We start from the raw sequence: 16160 nt of genomic DNA, 5'->3' as shown, positions 1-16160 counted from the left end.
CCACGCTGAAGTGCTGCATCTGCCCGACCATCGGGTGTTCGGCAACGGCCACGGGCTCATCTACGAGAAGAACTCCGATGAGGCGCTGGCGCCGGTGCTGAGCTGGCTCGTCGAACATACCGAGGCAGCCGAGCCGCTGCACAGCACCTCGTGAACGCGCGTGTGCGCAAGGAGAGTCGAATGGAAATCGGCATCATCGGGATGGGTTCGATGGGGCGCGAGATGGCCCGCAATCTGGTCGCCGCCGGCCATGCGGTGACGGCGTGGAATCGGTCGGGCGGCGCCGTCGACGGCGTGCGCATGGTCGACGCGCCGGTGCATGCGCTGCAGGCCGACGTTGCGTTGACGATGCTGTCCGACGACGCGGCGATCCGCGCCGTGCTGCTCGATGCGAAGCTGTTGCAGCAGGCGCGGCCGGGGCTCGTGCATGTGGTCGCATCGACGATCTCGGTCGCGTTCGCGCACGAGCTGGTCGCGCTTCATCGCGCGGCGGGCGTCGCTTATGTGGCTGCGCCGGTGCTCGGGCGACCCGACGTCGCGGCGCAGGGCGAGCTGAACGTGCTGGCCGCGGGCGCGCCGGCGGCGCTCGCGCGCGTCATGCCGGCGCTCGACGCCATCGGCAAGCAGGTATGGGACATGGGCGAAGCGCCGCCCGCCGCTTATGCCGCGAAACTCGCGTGCAACATGATGATCACGATGGCGATCGAAGCGATGGCCGAAGCGGTCGTGCTCACTGAGGCGAACGGGCTTTCTCGCACGCGGTTCTTCGAGTTGATCCTCGGCACGCTGTTCGGCAGCCGTCCGTATCGGACCTATTCGCGCAATATCGTCGAGAACGCGTATCGGCCCGGCTTCAAGGCGTCGCTCGGATTGAAGGATCTGCGCCTCGCGGGCGACGCCGCCGCGCAGGCGGGCCGCACGTTGCCGATGCTCGCGGTGGTGCGGGATCGAATGGAGGAAGCCGTCGAGGCGGGCATGGGCGATTGCGATTGGTCGGTGTTTGCTGGGTTGACGGTGGAGCAGGGTGGGTTTCGGGTGGGGTGAGCGTTGGCGGGGAATGCGGCGAGGCTGTCCGCATGTGCCGCGCCTCGCGACGACGAACGCGGCATCGAAACATGCGTGCCACCGCGGACGACGACTCGCACAGCGTCGGCTCTTTGCGCGGTAGTCTCGCCGCCACCGGATCGACCGCATTGGTCACGCGATCTCGCGCCGGTCCAGATAGCGAATTCTGTTGGAGGGCCCCCATACCCCGCCAAAACCCACCCCCCGCCCGCCCGAGTTAAAATCGCCCCCCAAGCCTTCCCCCGGCCCCGAGCCCCACGCTTTTCCGACCCGACACCCGCATGGAATTCCGTCAGCTACGCTACTTCCTCGCGGTGGCCGAGTATCTGCATTTCACCGAGGCCGCCGAGTTTCTCGGCATCGCGCAGCCGCCGCTGAGTCAGCAGATCCTGAAGCTCGAGCGCGAGATCGGCACACGCCTGTTCATCCGCCATCCGCGGCGCGTCGAACTGACCGACGCCGGCCGCCTGTTCCGCGAGCGCGCGAAGCATATCGTCGAAGAAGCCGAGCTCGCGCTCGCCGAAGCGCAGAACGCCGGGCGCGGCCTGAGCGGCCGGCTCGTGCTGGGCTTTGCCGGCTCGATCGTGTTCCATCCATTCGTCGCGTCGCTGATGCAACGCTTCCGGCGCGACTATCCGGACGTCCTGATCCACTGCGAAGAGAGCAACAGCCCGGCGCTGATCGACAAGGTGCTCGAGGCGCGCGTCGATGCGGCGCTCGTGCGCCTGCCGCTCGATTGCCGCGGCCTGGCCGTGCAGCCGCTGGTCGAAGAGCGCTTTCTGGCCGTGCTGCCGTCCGGCCACCGCCACGGCGCGGAGCCGGTGCTCGCGCTGCACGCGCTGTCCGACGACCCGCTGGTGTTGTTCCCGCGCGCGATCGGCCCCGCGTTGTACGACGCGATCGTCGGCGCGTGCTGGGCAGCCGGCTTCACGCCGACCATCGAAATGGAGTCGCCGCAGATCCCCGCGTCGGTGAACCTCGTCGCGGCCGGCTTCGGCGTGACGCTGATTCCCGAGTCGGTGCGCCAGGCGCCGACGGATCGCGTCACGTACCACGGCTTGCAGGGTGAGCCGCTGCGCTCGCCGATCGTGCTCGTTCACCGGCCGCGCGAAAAATCGCCGGTGATTCAGAATCTCGTGCGCGCCGTCCGCACGCTCGCGCGCGAAACGGCCGACGGCGCCGCGACGCCGTGAAAGCCATGAGCGCCGGCGCCCACGGGCGCCGTTAGCGGCATCGGCCCGTCGATTCGACGCGGCACGCCGCGCGGGAGCAGAAAACCGCGGGCGATCCGCCGGCAAACTGCCCGCAAACCACCCCGCACCACGCCCCCAATCGCCGCCGCCGCGCGACCCGCCGCGCCGCCTGCACGCCCGCCCGCGCGGCGAGCGATATGCATTTCGTCTTGAAATCGCGTCCACGCGATATTGGACTTCACCGCCCCGCACGCCTAGCCTTACGGCATTCCGATCGGACGCCGCTGCGGCGCCGTTCAATCCCTCTTCCGCGCTCGGTCAACAGGAGAATTCACGTGTCAACCGTATCAGGCGAATCGTCTTCGCCGCTTGCGCCGCCCACCGGGCGGCATGAGGCGTTCATCCGTTCGCTGACGGAAATCGTCGGCCAGCAGGACGTACTGACGAACGAGCGGGACACGCGGCGCTACCGGACCGGCTTCCGGTTCGGCGAAGGCCGGACGCTCGCGGTGGTGCGGCCCGGCACGCTGCTCCAGCAATGGAAGGTGCTGCAGGCCTGCGTGGCCGCGAACGTGATCGTGATCTGCCAGGCGTCGAACACCGGTCTCACAGGCGGCTCGACGCCCGACGGCGACGACTACGACCGCGACATCGTGATCGTCAGCACCGCACGGATCCGCAAGGTGCACGTCATCAAAAGCGGCAAGCAGGTGATCTGCCTGCCGGGCGCGACGCTCGATCAGCTCGAGCAGACGCTGAAACCGCTCGGGCGCGAGCCGCACTCGGTGATCGGCTCGTCGTGCATCGGCGCATCGGTGATCGGCGGCGTCTGCAACAACTCCGGCGGCGCGCTGGTGCAGCGCGGCCCGGCTTATACGGAGATGTCGGTGTTCGCCCAGGTCGGTGCGGACGGGCGCCTGAAGCTCGTGAACCATCTCGACGTGCGCCTGGGCGCGGTGCCGGAGGAAATCCTCGCGCGCCTCGACAACGGCGACTTCTCGGAGCGCGACATCGTCGACGGCGATGCGTCCGGTTCCGATCACCACTACGCCGAGCACGTGCGCGACGTCGATGCCGACACGCCCGCGCGCTACAACGCCGATCCGCTGCGGCTGCACGAAGCATCGGGCTCGGCCGGCAAGGTGATGGTGTTCGCGGTGCGCCTCGACACGTTTCCGATCGAAGCCGGTGCGAAGGTGTTCTACATCGGCACCAACGACATCGACGAGCTGACCGACATCCGCCGCCACGCGCTCACGCAGTTCAAGCGGCTGCCGATCGCGGGCGAATACCTGCACCGCGACGCGTTCGACATCGCGCAGAAGTACGGCAAGGACACGTTCCTGATGATCCGCCACTTCGGCACGAAGCGCATGCCGATGCTGTTCGGCTTCAAGAGCAAATGCGACGCGTGGTTCGACCGGCTCGGCTTCCTGCCGCGGCATCTGAGCGATCGCGTGATGCAGGCCGTCAGCAACCTGTTTCCGAATCACCTGCCGCCGCGCATTCGCGACTACGGCAAGCGCTACGAACATCATCTGATGCTGAAGGTATCGGCCGATACCGCGGAGGAAGCGCGCAGCTTCCTGACGTCGTTCTTCGCGAAGCGCACGGGCGCGTTCTTCGAATGCACGCCGGCGGAAGGCGAGAAGGCGTTCCTGCACCGGTTCGCGGCGGCCGGCGCGGCGATCCGCTACCGCAACGTGCATACCCGCGACGTTGAGGACATCGTCGCGCTCGACATCGCGCTTCGCCGCAACGATCGCGACTGGTTCGAGACGCTGCCGCCCGACATCGACGCGCCGATCGCGATCAAGCTGTATTACGGCCACTTCCTGTGCCACGTGTTCCACCAGGACTACATCGTCAAGAAGGGCAACGACTGCCTCGCGCTCGAACACGCGATGTGGAAGCTGCTCGACGCGCGCCGCGCCGAATATCCGGCCGAGCACAACGTCGGGCACCTGTACCACGCGAAGCCGGCGCTCAAGGCGTTCTACGAAGGGCTCGACCCGTGCAACTGCTTCAACCCGGGGATCGGCCAGACGTCGAAGTTCGCGAAGTACCGCGAAGCGCACGACTGATCCGCCGCGGCCGCGCCGTACCCCGAACCAGCAAACCGTTTTCAGGAGCCGCTGCATTGAAAGTAGCCTTGTTCATCCCGTGCTTCATCGACGCGTTCTTTCCCGACGTGGGCGTCGCGACGCTCGAACTGCTCGAGCGCCTCGGCTGCGAGGTCGACTATCCGCTCGACCAGACCTGCTGCGGGCAGCCGATGGGAAACAGCGGCTGTGAAAAGCAGGCCGCGGCCACCGAGAACCTGTTCGTGCGCAACTTCGCCGGCTACGACTACATCGTCGCGCCGAGCGGCAGCTGCGTGCATCACGTGCGCGACCATCTGAGCGCGGCCGATCAGACGCCCGACGCGCTCGCGGTCCGCCGCAACACCTACGAGCTGGTCGAGTTCATTCACGACGTGCTGCAGGTGCGCGACTTTCCGTGGGCGGAATTTCCGCACAAGGTCGGCCTGCACAACAGTTGCGGCACGCTGCGCGGCCTGAAGACCGCCAGCATGTCCGAAATCGGCGGCCCGTTCTTCTCGAAGCCGCTGACGCTGCTCAAGGGCGTGAAGGGCATCGAGTTCATCGAGCCCGACCGTCCCGACGAATGCTGCGGCTTCGGCGGCACGTTCTGTGTCTCGGAGGAGCCGGTATCCGCGCGGATGGGCGCCGACAAGGTGCGCGATCATGCGCGCAACGGCGCCGAGTACGTCGTGTCGGCCGATTCGTCGTGCCTGATGCACCAGAAGGGCTGCTCGGAGCGCCTCGGACTCGGCCTGAAGTTCATCCACATCGCGAGCATCCTGAACGGAGCACGAGCATGAAACGCGTCGACCACGTCGGTTACTCGAAGAAGTTCATCGCCGACGAGAAACACGTCGAGTTCCACGACAAGCGCCTCTGGGGGCTGCGCACCGCGCGCGACGAGGCCGTGCATGCGATCCCCGAATGGGAAACGATGCGCGCGCTCGCGTCCGCGGTCAAAGAGCACACGCTCACGCATCTGCCCGACTATCTCGAGCAGTTCGAGCGCAATGCGACCGCGAACGGCGTGGTCGTGCATTGGGCGAAGGACGCGGAAGAGCACAACCGGATCGTCTACGACATCCTGCAGGGCCGCAACGTGCGCACGCTGGTCAAGAGCAAGTCGATGCTGACCGAGGAGTGCGAGATGCGCCCGTACCTCGAGGCGCGCGGCATCGCGGTGGTCGAAACCGATCTCGGCGAGCGGATTCAGCAGCTCGACGACGAGATGCCGTCGCATATCGTCGTGCCGGCCGTACACAAGCTCGCGACGGACGTGGCGCAGACCTTTGCGGCCTCGTTCGGCACCGATCCGGCCGAAAGCAGCATTCCGCGGCTGGCCGAGGCGCAGCGGCAGGCCACGCGCCCGCACTTCCTCGCCGCGGAAGCGGGCATGACGGGCTGCAACTTCGCGGTGGCGGAGACGGGCGGCATCACCGTCTGCACGAACGAAGGCAATGCCGACCTAAGCGCCAACCTGCCGCCGCTGCACATCGCGTCGATCGGCATCGAGAAGCTGATTCCGAAGCTCGAGCACCTCGGCCTCTTCATCCGCATGCTGTCGCGCAACGCGCTCGGCTCGCCGATCACGCAGTACACGTCGCATTTCCGCGGGCCGCGCGACGGCGGCGAAATGCACTTCGTGCTGGTCGACAACGGCCGCTCCGAGCGGCTCGCGATGGACGACTTCTGGTATTCGCTGAAGTGCATCCGCTGCGGCGCGTGCATGAACACGTGCCCGGTCTACCGGCGCAGCAGCGGGCTGAGCTACGGCGGCGTCTACTCCGGTCCGATCGGCGCGATCATCAACCCGACCTACGACTTCAAGAAATACAGCTCGCTGCCGTTCGCGTCGACGATGAACGGCAGCTGCACGAACGTGTGCCCGGTCAAGATCAACATCCACGAGCAGATCTACAAGTGGCGGCAGATCATCGCCGAGCGGCACGCGCTGCCGTTCGTCAAGCGCGAAGCGATGACGGTCGCCGGCAAGGTGCTGTCCCGGCCGAAGCTCTATCGCGCGGCGATCAAGGGCGCCGCCGGCGCGATCTCGACGCTGCCGCGCGCGGTGCTGTACAACCCGCTCAACGAGTGGGGCAAGCAGCGCGAACTGCCGGAGCCGCCGGCCGAAACTTTCCGTGACTGGTATCTGAAGAGGAACAAGAAATGAGCAGCCGCGACCTGATCCTTTCCCGCCTGCGCGCGGCCGGCCGGACGCCGGCGCCGCTGCCGGCGGTGCCGTTGTTCGATCAGGATCTGCCGCCCGCGCTCGACGCGTTCAAGCAGGCGCTCGCGCGGGTCGGCGGCATCTGGTGCGAGCCGCCGGCGGACGGCGACCTCGACGCGCTGCTCCGCGCGCGCTTTCCGGACGCGCGGGTGGTCTGTTCGGCGGTGCCCGAGGTGGCCGGCACGCGGCGCATCGAAGCCGTCGAGCGGCCGCACGAGCTGAACGACGTCGACGTCGGGATCGTGCGGCCGGCGTTCGCGGTCGCGGAAACCGGCTCGCTCTATCTGAGCGAGCGCGAGTATCGCGTGAACGCGCTCGGCTACCTGTCGCAACATCTGGTCGCGCTGCTCGACCCGGCGCAGATCGTCGGCAACCTGCATCACGCGTATCACCGCCCCGAGTTCTTCGCGGCGCGCTACGCGTGCCTGATGAGCGGGCCGTCCGCGACGGCCGACATCGAAGGCGTGCTGATCCGCGGTGCGCAGGGCATCCGGTCGCTGACCGTGATTCCGGTCCCGCTCGCAGGCGACGCACGTTGAGCGCGCAGGATCGACGATGGGTCTAGTCTCAACCGCTCGCGACCGATTGCGGCGCTTCGTCAATCTCGGCGGACACTACCTGCCGCTCGCCGAAGCGCTGCGCGGCGGGCTGATCTGTGTCGTGCCGGCCGTCGCCGCGGCGCGGCTGCATATGCCGATGCTGTGCTGGTCCGCGATCGCCGCGTTCTGGACCTGCCTCGCCGACGAGTCCGAGCGCCCGGCCGCCGGCCGCCTCGCCACCGGCCTGTCGTTCGGGATGCTGGGCGGCCTGGCGTCCGCCAGCGCGATCGCGACGCATGCGCTGCCGCCGCTGTCGATCGTCATCGTCGGGGCCGTCGCGTATCTGGGCGCGTCGGCGCGCAAGTGGGGCGGCGCGGCCGGCACGCGCGGCATTCTGACCGCGACCGCATGCGCCGTCTCTGCATGCTTTCCGGTCCATGGCGGCGCGTCGGCCGTGCAGTACGCGCTGTTCTACTTCGGCGGCAGCGTCTGGGCGACGCTGGCCGGCATCGTCCTGTGGCAGACCGACGGCAGCGCACGCGCGCGGATGGCGACGATGGCGTTCCTGCATGCGATGGCGAACTTCGTCGAACGGCTCGCACGGGCCGCGAACGGCGATTCCGCCTCGCTCGAGCGCGGCCGCGCGGCATTGCGCGCGCGCCTCGACGCGATGATCGCCGTGTCGATGCACCCGCGCGGCGGTCTTCCGCCGCTGTCCGCCAAGTGGCGCGCCGATGCGGAACGCGCGATGGCGTTGCTCGCCGGCCTCGAGTCGCACATCGCCGCGGCTGGCGTCGGCGAACGGCGCGAAGCCGCCGCGCTGCTCGCGCCGGTGCTCGCGCAACTGGCGCGGCTCGTGGAAGCGTGTCCGCGCGCCGTTGGCCGCGACGGCGCGGCCGCCGACGCGGCGCAGTCGCTCGCGAACGACCTCGCCGAACTCCGCGCGACGCTCGCGGGGCGCGTCGCCGAGTTTCGCGTTGCGCATCGCGACGACGCGGGGCTGACGTGGTTGCGCGCGTGCGAAACGCTGATCGCGCGATACGCGGCAGTGCTGCTTCATCCGGCGGTGGAGTCGCCTTCTACCGCGACCGCTCCTGCGGCGCTCACCGCGCCGGCACCGGGCAAGCCCGCGCGCGGCGCGGGCCGGCTCGCCGCGCTGCGCCGCGAGATCGTCGCGCCGAATCCGTTTCATCGATATGCGTCGCGTCTTGCCGTGGCCGCGATGATCGCCGTCGCGCTCGCGCGCATCTCGGGCGTGCAGCAGGGATACTGGCTCGCGCTGACGACGATGTTCATCATGCAGCCGACGCTGTCGCAGACGGTGAAGCTGTCCGGGCTGCGCATCGGCGGCACGCTGCTCGGCGCGGTGCTCGCATCGGCCGTGTCGCTGCTGGTTCACGATCCGTTGCTGCTGGCGCTCGCGGTGCTGCCGCTCGCCACCGGCACGCTCGCGACGCGCAGCGTGAGCTACGTGTCGTACATCCTGTTCCTGACGTCGCATTTCATTCTGGTCGCGCATCTCGGGACGCCGATCGGGCCGTCATGGATGCTGGCCGCGCTGCGGGTCGGCAACAGTTTTGCCGGGGTGCTGGTCGGCGTGGTCATCAGCCTGCTCGCATGGCCCGACCGCGAGCATCACCGGATCGGCGAGGTGGCCGATCTCGCGATGGCGGCCACCGCGACCTACCTGCGCGCGGTCGGCGACGACGCGCCCGCGCACGCGCGCGCGCGCCGCGAATCGCTGACCGTGCTGCGCCGCCAGGCGTGCGTTGCGATCGATCGGCTCGATGCGACCATCGCGGCGACGCGCTTCGAATCGATTGCGTCCGACCCGCGCACCGCGAGCGCAACCGTCGCGATGCAGCAGATGAAGGCGCTGGTCGGCGCGCTCGCGCCGGTCGAGTATCTCGACGATACGCTCGACGCGCTGGACCGGGCGACGATTGCCGCAGCCGCGCGCGACGCCGCGCGCCTGATCGCCGACGCCGCGCCGGCGCACGCGCACGCGACGCGGCCGGAAAGCTCGCGCGACGGCGATCACGCGTCGGGCCACGCGCGCGAAATTCAGCGGGAAGTGGCCGAGCGTGCGTGGATCGTCCATGCGCTGCGTTCGCGCATCTCGGCCGTGCAGCGCGCGCCGTTGCGCCGCGCGGAAGCGGCGTCCGGCAAGCCGTCGAGCGCATCGCGGCAGCGCGTATGAACCCACGGATTCGAGCCGCCGTGCGCGGCTGCATCGTCGCGCTGTTCATTCCGGCCGTCGCGCGTGCGCAGGGCACGGTCGCGATTTCCGGCCTGATCGACGGCGGGATCGCGTTCGTCGACGACATCGGCAGCCACCGCGGCGACGCGCACGCGTTCCAGGCGAAATCCGGCGACGCCAACGTGAGCCGCTTGACGCTCTCCGGCAACGAGCCGCTCGGCGCCGATCTGAACGCGTTGTTTCTGCTCGCGACGGGTTTTGCGGTCACCAGCGGCGCGCTCGGGCAGCAAGGGCGGCTGTTCGGCTTCCAGTCTTACGTGGGGCTCGCGTCCGGCCGGTACGGCACGGTGACGGTCGGCCGCCAGTTCGATTCGACGCTGCAACTGGTCCAGCCGTTTGCATTGGCCGGCACGCCGTTCGGCGGCGTCGCGTTCGCGCATCCGTTCGACAACGACAATCTCGCGAACTACACGCGCACCAACAACTCGGTGAAGTACACGAGCCCGCTGCTCGGCGGCTTCCGGTTCGGCGCGACCTACGGGTTCTCGAACGAGGCCGGCGGCTTCGGCGACAACCGCGGCTACGCGTTCGCGGTCACCTACGAGCACGGGCCGTTTTCGGCCGGCGTGAGCTACCTCGCATTCGACCGCGAAGGCAATCTGCCGCCCGCCAATGCCGATGGCGCGGAGCCGGCCGGCGCGCCGTTCAACGCGGCGCGGCAGCGCACCGTCAGCGCGGCGGCCGCTTATACGTGGGACCGGCTGCGGGTGTCCGCGATCGCGACGCGCACGCGGCTCGATGCGGTCACGTCGATCAACAACGTCGCCGATGCGCCGATCGTGCTGCACGGCGCGAACATCACGTTCCACAACGCGGAGATCAACGCGCGCTACGCGCTGACGCGCAAATGGACCGTCGCGGCCGACTACGTGTTCACCGTCGCGTCGTTCGACGGTGCGGCGGGCGCGGCGCGGCCGCGATGGCAGCAAGCGGGCGTCATCGCGATCGATGCGCTGTCGCCGCGCACCGACGTTTATACGGAAGCGCTGTTCCAGCATGCGAACGGACTGGCCGGAACGGGCATTGCCGGCGCGCAGATCTCGAATTTCTCGCGCGCATCCGGCGCGAACCAGTTGGTGATGGCGGTCGGGATCCGGCATCGGTTTTGACGCGCATGCGGGCGCGGTGGGCGTGCTCTGGCAGCCGCGTACGACCGCCAGGCTCGTCAAGCATCGCCGCAGCAAGCAACACTACACCGGCGCGGCAACGCGCTGCGCGGCGAATCCGGCCAGCGTCCGCAACGCGTCGCGCGCCGATTGCAGATAGAACGCCTGCAGATGAAACACATGCCAGCGCGCGGCATGAATCTCGAGCCGGCACGGCACGCCGCATGCGCGCGCATGCGCGGCGAGCCGTTGGGCGTCCGACAGCAGCACCTCCTGATCGCCGACCTGCACCAGCATCGGCGGCAGCCCGCGCAGGTCGGCGTCGAGCGGGCCGCGCGACGCGCCGGCGCCCGCGCCGTGATACCAGCGCAGCCCCTGTTCGAGCCAGCCGCGGCGGATCATCGGATCGTCGTGGCGGCGCGAGGCGAGCGTGGCGCCGCCGAGCGCCGCGTCGGTCACGGGCGAGATCAGCAGCAGCGCGGCCGCGGCCGGCTCGCCGCGCTCGCGCAGCGCTATGGCGAGCGCCAGTGCGAGCGCGCCGCCGGCCGAATCGCCGGCGATCACGATGCGGTGCGGCGCGTAGCCCTGCGCGCGCAACGCGTCGTACGCGGCCAGCGCGTCGTCGACGGCCGCCGGGCTCGGATGCTCGGGCGCGAGCCGGTAGTCGGGCGCCCACACCGGCAGCCCGGCTTCGGCCGCGAGGCGCGTCGTCACGCTGCGATGCGTGCGCGGGCTGCCGACGCAGAAGGCGCCGCCATGCAGGTAGAGGATCGCGCCGCCGGCGTCGCCACGTTTCGGCGCGATCACTTCGACCGGCACGCCGGCGGCAGCCGTCCGGTAGCGCAGCGTGCCGCCCGCGCCGGGCATCAGCGGCGACAGCATCGCGACGACGCGGCGCTGCACGCGCGCGCCGAACGGCGGCCCGATCAGCGGCCGGAACGCAGCGCGCAGGAAACCGCGCAACGACGCTGCGGCCAGCGCTTCCACGCGCCCGGCAGGCGGCGCGACGACGACCGCCTGTGCCGGCGCGGTGTCGCCGGCCAGCGGTCGCGAGAAGCGATACGCGGACAGGCCGGTGAAGCGCGTGATCCAGCGGTAGCTGAGCGTGAAGCCGGGCCAGTTCGTGCTGTTGTGGCCCGACGCGTCGACGTACCAGCTCTTGCAGCCGCTCCACACCGAGCCTTCGAGCCGTTGTTGCACGTGCGCGTTGTAGCGGCGGTAGCGGCGCGGGTCGACGTCGATCGCGCTCGCGCCGTCGCGCTGCATCGCGCGGAGGCAGCGCATCACGTGCGCGATCTGGCTTTCGAGCATGTAGACGATCGAGTTGTGGCCGAGGTTCGTGTTCGGGCCGTACAGCATGAAGAAGTTCGGAAAGCCCGGCACGGTGACGCCCAGATACGCCTGCGCGCCGCGCCGCCACGCGTCGTTCAGGTCGAGCCCGTCGCGACCGGTGATGCGCATCGGCGACAGGAATTCGGTCGCGGCAAAACCGGTGCCGTAGACGATCGCATCGACTTGATGGTGAACGCCGTCGTCGGTCTCGATGCCCGTTTCGGTCACGCGGCGGATGCCCCGCGTGACGAGCTCGACGTTGTCGCGTCCGAGCGCGGCGAGGTAGTCGCTCGACAGCAGGATCCGCTTGCAGCCGATCGGATAGTCGGGCGTGAGCTTGCTGCGCAGCGCAGGGTCGCGCACGTCGCGTGCGAGCAGCTTCCGGAACGGCCGGCCGACCGCGAAGTCCATCAGCCCGTGCAGCCGCGTGAAGGCGATCGCGCGCGATTCGTAACGCAGGTAGATCGACGCGCGATGCAGCTTCATCGCCCCCGGCAAGCGGCGAAACAGCGTGCGTTCCCAGCGGCGATACGGTCGATCCGGGCGCGGCAGCACGTAGGCCGGCGAACGCTGGAACACGAGCAGCCGCGCGACGTCGCCGGCGATCGCCGGCACGAACTGGATCGCCGATGCGCCGGTGCCCACTACCGCCACGCGCTTGCCCGCGAGCGGATAGTCGCGATCCCATTGCGCGGAGTGGAACGCGCGGCCGCGGAACGTATCGATGCCGGGCAGTTTGGGCAGCGCCGGCCGGCTCAACTGGCCGGTGCCGCTGATCAGCACGGCGGCGCTGAGCGTCGTGCCGTCGGCGAGCGCGACGCGCCACAACGCACCGGCTTCGTCATAGCGTGCGTGCTCGACCTCGGCGCCGAAGCGCAGATGGCGTGCCAGCCCGTACTTGCGCGCGCAATGCTGCAGGTACGCATGAATCTCCGGTTGCGGTGCGAACACGCGCGACCAGTTCGCGTTCGGCTCGAACGAGAACGAGTACAGATGCGAAGGCACGTCGCATGCGGCGCCGGGGTAGCGGTTGTCGCGCCACACGCCACCGACGTCGTGCGAACGCTCGACGATCACGAAGTCGTGTATGCCGGCGCGTTGCAGCGCGACAGCCATGCCGATGCCGGCGAAGCCGGCGCCGATGACGATGGCCGCGAGCGGTGCGCTCGCTTCGGCGGGACGTGACGTTTCAGGCGACGACATGACGGTTTTCCTCCGGGTGGTGGGCCGCGTCCGAGGTGCAGGACGGGCACGATGGGGCGGCGGTTTCGGATGCGGTGTCGATGGACGGCCGCGCGGGCACGCGGCGCACGCCACGGATCAGGTCGACCGCCTTCTCGGCGATCATGATCGTCGGCGCATTGGTATTGCCACCGATCAGCGTCGGCATCACCGACGCATCGACGATGCGCAGCCCGTCGACGCCATGCACGCGCAGTTGCGGATCGACGACGGCGAGCGCGTCGCGTCCCATCCGGCAGGTGCCGACCGGGTGATAGACGGTATCGGTGCGGCGCCGCAATACGTCGCGGATCTCGTCGTCGGTGCTCACGTTGGCGGTGAACACGTCGCGCGTGGTCCAGTCGGCCAGCGCCGGCGCTTCCATCAAACGGCGCGTGAGCCGGAAGCCGGCGACCATGTCGTCGAGGTCGCGCGGATCGGCGAAGAACGCCGGATCGATGCGCGGCGCCGCGAGCGGATCGGCGCTGTGCAGCGTGACCGTGCCGCGGCTGCGCGGGCGCAGCAGGCACACGTGGCACGACAGCCCGTGGCCGGCATGGTGCCGGCGCGCATGATCGTCGACCAGCGCGACCACGAAGTGCAGCTGGATGTCGGGCGCGGCGAGGCCGGCGCGGGTCGTCAGGAAGCCGCCGCCTTCGGCGAAATTGGACGTCAGCATGCCGCGCCGCTCGCGCCGAAAGCGCGCGAATTCGCGCAGCAGGCGCAGCGCGCCGCGTGCGGACACGCCCATCGTGTCGACGCCGCGGGTGCGGTAGCCGAGGACGAAGTCCGGATGGTCCTGCAGGTTGCGGCCGACGCCCGGCAGAGCGACGCGCACCGGAATGCCGAGCCGCTGCAGTTCGTCGGCCGGGCCGACGCCCGACAGCATCAGCAGTTGCGGCGTCTGCAGCGCGCCGGCCGCGAGCACGACCTCGCGCCGGGCCCGCAAGGTGCGCACCTCGCCGTGCTGCCGCACCTCGACGCCCGTTGCGCGCGTCCCGTCGAACAGGATGCGCAGCACCTGCGCGTGCGTCTCGACGCTCAGGTTGTCGCGGCGGCCGACGTGCGGCAGCAGATACGCGCGCGCCGCACTCCATCGCTCGCCGTGCTTCTGCGTGACCTGGTAGAGGCCGATGCCTTCCTGCTGCGCGCCGTTGAAGTCGTCGGTGAGCGGCAGCCCGGCCTGTCGCGCCGCTTCGAGATAGCGCGCATGGAACGGGTTGCCGGTACGCAGGTCGCTGACCCACAGCGGGCCGTCGCGGCCGTGAAACGCGTCGTCGAAGCGTTCGTTGTGTTCGCTGAGCCGGAAGTACGGCAGCACGTCGTCGTAGGCCCAGCCTTCGTTGCCGAGCGCGGCCCAGCCGTCGTAGTCGACGCGATGGCCGCGGACGTACACCATCGCGTTGATCGCGGACGAGCCGCCGAGCGCCTTGCCGCGCGGCTGGTAGCCGATGCGTCCGCCGAGCCCAGACTGCGGCACGGTGTCGAACGCCCAGTTGTTCACGCGCGTCGGCAGCATCGCGACCGCGCCGGTCGGCACGTTGACGAGCGCGTCGTCGCCGCGGCCGCCGGCCTCCAGCACGCAGACGGTCACGGAAGGGTCCTCGGTCAGCCGTCCCGCGGCGACGCAGCCGCCCGAACCGCCGCCGACGACGATGTAGTCGAAAGTCCTGCTCATGGAATCGTCTCCCAGTGGTCGATGGTCACGCGAAGCGCGTCAGCACGCGCAGCAGCAGATCGAAGGTCTTGCCGTACGGCGGATGGAACAGCGCGGTGCCGCTGCGGCGCGCCTGATGGAACACGGGCTTGTGGTGGCTGAACGTATCGAAGCCCCATTTGCCGTGATAGGCGCCGATGCCGCTCGCGCCGACGCCGCCGAACGGCTGGTGCTCCTGCGCGAGATGCCACAGGCAGTCGTTCACCGTGACGCCGCCCGACGCCGTCTCGCGCAGCACGCGATCGCGCCGCGCGGCGTCGCGGCCGAACCAGTACAGCGCGAGCGGGCGCGGGCCGCGGTTCACGCGGTCGATCGCATCGTCGAGATCCGCGTATTCGACGATCGGCAGCACCGGGCCGAAGATCTCCTCGCGCATCACGCGCATCGTGTCGCGCGCGTCCAGCACGAGGGTCGGCGCGAACTTGCGCGAGCCGGCAGCGAAGCGTTCGCCTGCCGGGTTCACTTCGCGCACGCGTGCGCCGCCGGCGCGCGCGTCGTCGACGAGCGCCGCGAGGCGGTCGCGATGCGTGGCGGCGATGATCGACGTGTAGTCGGGATTGGCGGCGAGCGTCGGGTAGTGATGCGCGATCGCGTCCGCCACGCGTGCCGCGACGGTCTCGGCGGTGCCGGCCGGCACCAGCAGATAGTCGGGCGCGATGCAGGTCTGGCCGGCGTTGAGCAGCTTGCCGAACGCGATGCGCGCGGCCGCGTGCGCCAGATCGCACGACGGGTCGACGATCGCCGGCGACTTGCCGCCCAGCTCCAGCGTGACCGGCGTCAGGTTCGCGGCCGCGGCCTGCGCGACGTCGCGCCCGACCGCGGTCGAGCCGGTGAAGAACAGATGGTCGAACGGCAGGCGCGCGAACGCCTTCGCGGTGTCGACGTCGCCGGTGACGACGGCGAGTTCGTCCACATCGAACGCGTCGGCGACGAGCGATTCGAGCAGGGCCGACAGCCGCGGCGTCAGGTCGGACGGCTTGACCAGCACGCGGTTGCCGGCGGCGAGCGCGGCGACCGCCGGCCCGAGCGCGAGCTGCAGCGGATAGTTCCACGGCGCCATCACGCCGACGACACCGCGCGGTTGCGGCGCGATCCGGTTGTAGCCCGGCCGGAAATGCGCGGCGGTCGGCACGCGGCGCTCGCGCATCCACTGCCGCAGGTGCGCGCGCGCATGGCGCAGGCCGCTACGGACCACGAACAGTTCGGCGAGCCGCGTCTCGTGCGCGGAGCGTCCGCCGAAATCGGCGTCGATCGCCTGCACGAGCGCGGCTTCATGCGTATCGAGCAGCGCACGCAGACGGTCGAGCCGCGACAGGCGGATCGCGAGCGGCGGCGCGGGATCGCGCGCATAGGCGGCGCGCTGGCGTTCGAAGCGGGCGGCGAGCTCGGGTGGGCGACTCGGTCGCATGGTGTCTC

Annotated in this window: 12 protein-coding genes; 9 read left to right on the top strand and 3 right to left on the bottom strand. The window is 69.8% G+C overall.

Features of this window, described 5'->3' with window-relative positions:
* The first annotated feature begins 10 nt into the window (after positions 1-10).
* From MYA_RS31565 to MYA_RS26850, 9 genes are all read left to right on the top strand, one after another.
* Positions 11-154, top strand: coding sequence for a hypothetical protein (locus MYA_RS31565; protein ID WP_014725976.1), 144 nt, complete (start codon positions 11-13; stop codon positions 152-154).
* An 8-nt stretch (positions 155-162) separates the two neighbouring features.
* Entirely contained in the window at positions 163-1044 is an 882-nt protein-coding gene (locus MYA_RS26885; RefSeq protein ID WP_230944962.1) for an NAD(P)-dependent oxidoreductase, read from the top strand.
* Positions 1045-1346: 302 nt separating this feature from the next.
* Positions 1347-2258: a LysR family transcriptional regulator gene (locus tag MYA_RS26880; protein ID WP_014725974.1), complete on the top strand. Its 912-nt coding sequence runs from the start codon at positions 1347-1349 to the stop codon at positions 2256-2258.
* 335 nt (positions 2259-2593) lie between these two features.
* Positions 2594-4342 carry a D-lactate dehydrogenase gene (gene dld / locus MYA_RS26875; protein WP_014725973.1) on the top strand — a complete coding sequence of 583 codons (1749 nt, stop codon included), beginning with the start codon at positions 2594-2596 and terminating at the stop codon, positions 4340-4342.
* A 56-nt stretch (positions 4343-4398) separates the two neighbouring features.
* The gene (locus MYA_RS26870) at positions 4399-5142 is read left to right on the top strand and encodes a (Fe-S)-binding protein (protein ID WP_006481907.1); all 744 of its coding nucleotides are present in this window, start codon (positions 4399-4401) and stop codon (positions 5140-5142) included.
* Positions 5139-6512 carry a lactate utilization protein B gene (locus MYA_RS26865; RefSeq protein WP_006481909.1) on the top strand — a complete coding sequence of 458 codons (1374 nt, stop codon included), beginning with the start codon at positions 5139-5141 and terminating at the stop codon, positions 6510-6512. Before MYA_RS26870 ends, MYA_RS26865 begins: the two co-directional genes overlap by 4 nt.
* Positions 6509-7108: a LutC/YkgG family protein gene (locus MYA_RS26860; RefSeq protein ID WP_006481910.1), complete on the top strand. Its 600-nt coding sequence runs from the start codon at positions 6509-6511 to the stop codon at positions 7106-7108. Before MYA_RS26865 ends, MYA_RS26860 begins: the two co-directional genes overlap by 4 nt.
* A gap of 16 nt (positions 7109-7124) precedes the next feature.
* Positions 7125-9308 (top strand): FUSC family protein, encoded by a 2184-nt coding sequence (locus MYA_RS26855; protein WP_041494376.1) that lies wholly within the window; start codon positions 7125-7127, stop codon positions 9306-9308.
* Entirely contained in the window at positions 9305-10477 is a 1173-nt protein-coding gene (locus tag MYA_RS26850; RefSeq protein WP_041494454.1) for a porin, read from the top strand. The genes MYA_RS26855 and MYA_RS26850 overlap by 4 nt, the downstream gene beginning before the upstream one ends.
* Before the next feature lie 81 nt (positions 10478-10558).
* Here MYA_RS26850 and MYA_RS26845 read toward each other — a convergent pair whose 3' ends face one another.
* The 3 genes from MYA_RS26845 to MYA_RS26835 are packed head-to-tail and all read right to left on the bottom strand — an operon-like array spanning position 10559 to position 16152.
* A complete protein-coding gene (locus MYA_RS26845; RefSeq protein WP_014725970.1) occupies positions 10559-13009 on the bottom strand; it encodes a flavin-containing monooxygenase in 2451 nt (816 codons plus the stop codon).
* Positions 12996-14705 carry a GMC family oxidoreductase gene (locus MYA_RS26840; protein ID WP_014725969.1) on the bottom strand — a complete coding sequence of 570 codons (1710 nt, stop codon included), beginning with the start codon at positions 14703-14705 and terminating at the stop codon, positions 12996-12998. The genes MYA_RS26845 and MYA_RS26840 overlap by 14 nt, the downstream gene beginning before the upstream one ends.
* 25 nt (positions 14706-14730) lie before the next feature.
* A complete protein-coding gene (locus tag MYA_RS26835) occupies positions 14731-16152 on the bottom strand; it encodes a coniferyl aldehyde dehydrogenase (protein ID WP_014725968.1) in 1422 nt (473 codons plus the stop codon).
* Between the last annotated feature and the right edge of the window lie 8 nt (positions 16153-16160).

The organism is Burkholderia sp. KJ006 (assembly GCF_000262695.1).
GTDB classification, from domain to species: Bacteria; Pseudomonadota; Gammaproteobacteria; order Burkholderiales; family Burkholderiaceae; genus Burkholderia; species Burkholderia vietnamiensis.
The sequence above is the reverse complement of the archived record's forward strand: the minus strand, read 5'-3'. Positions and strand labels throughout refer to the sequence as shown.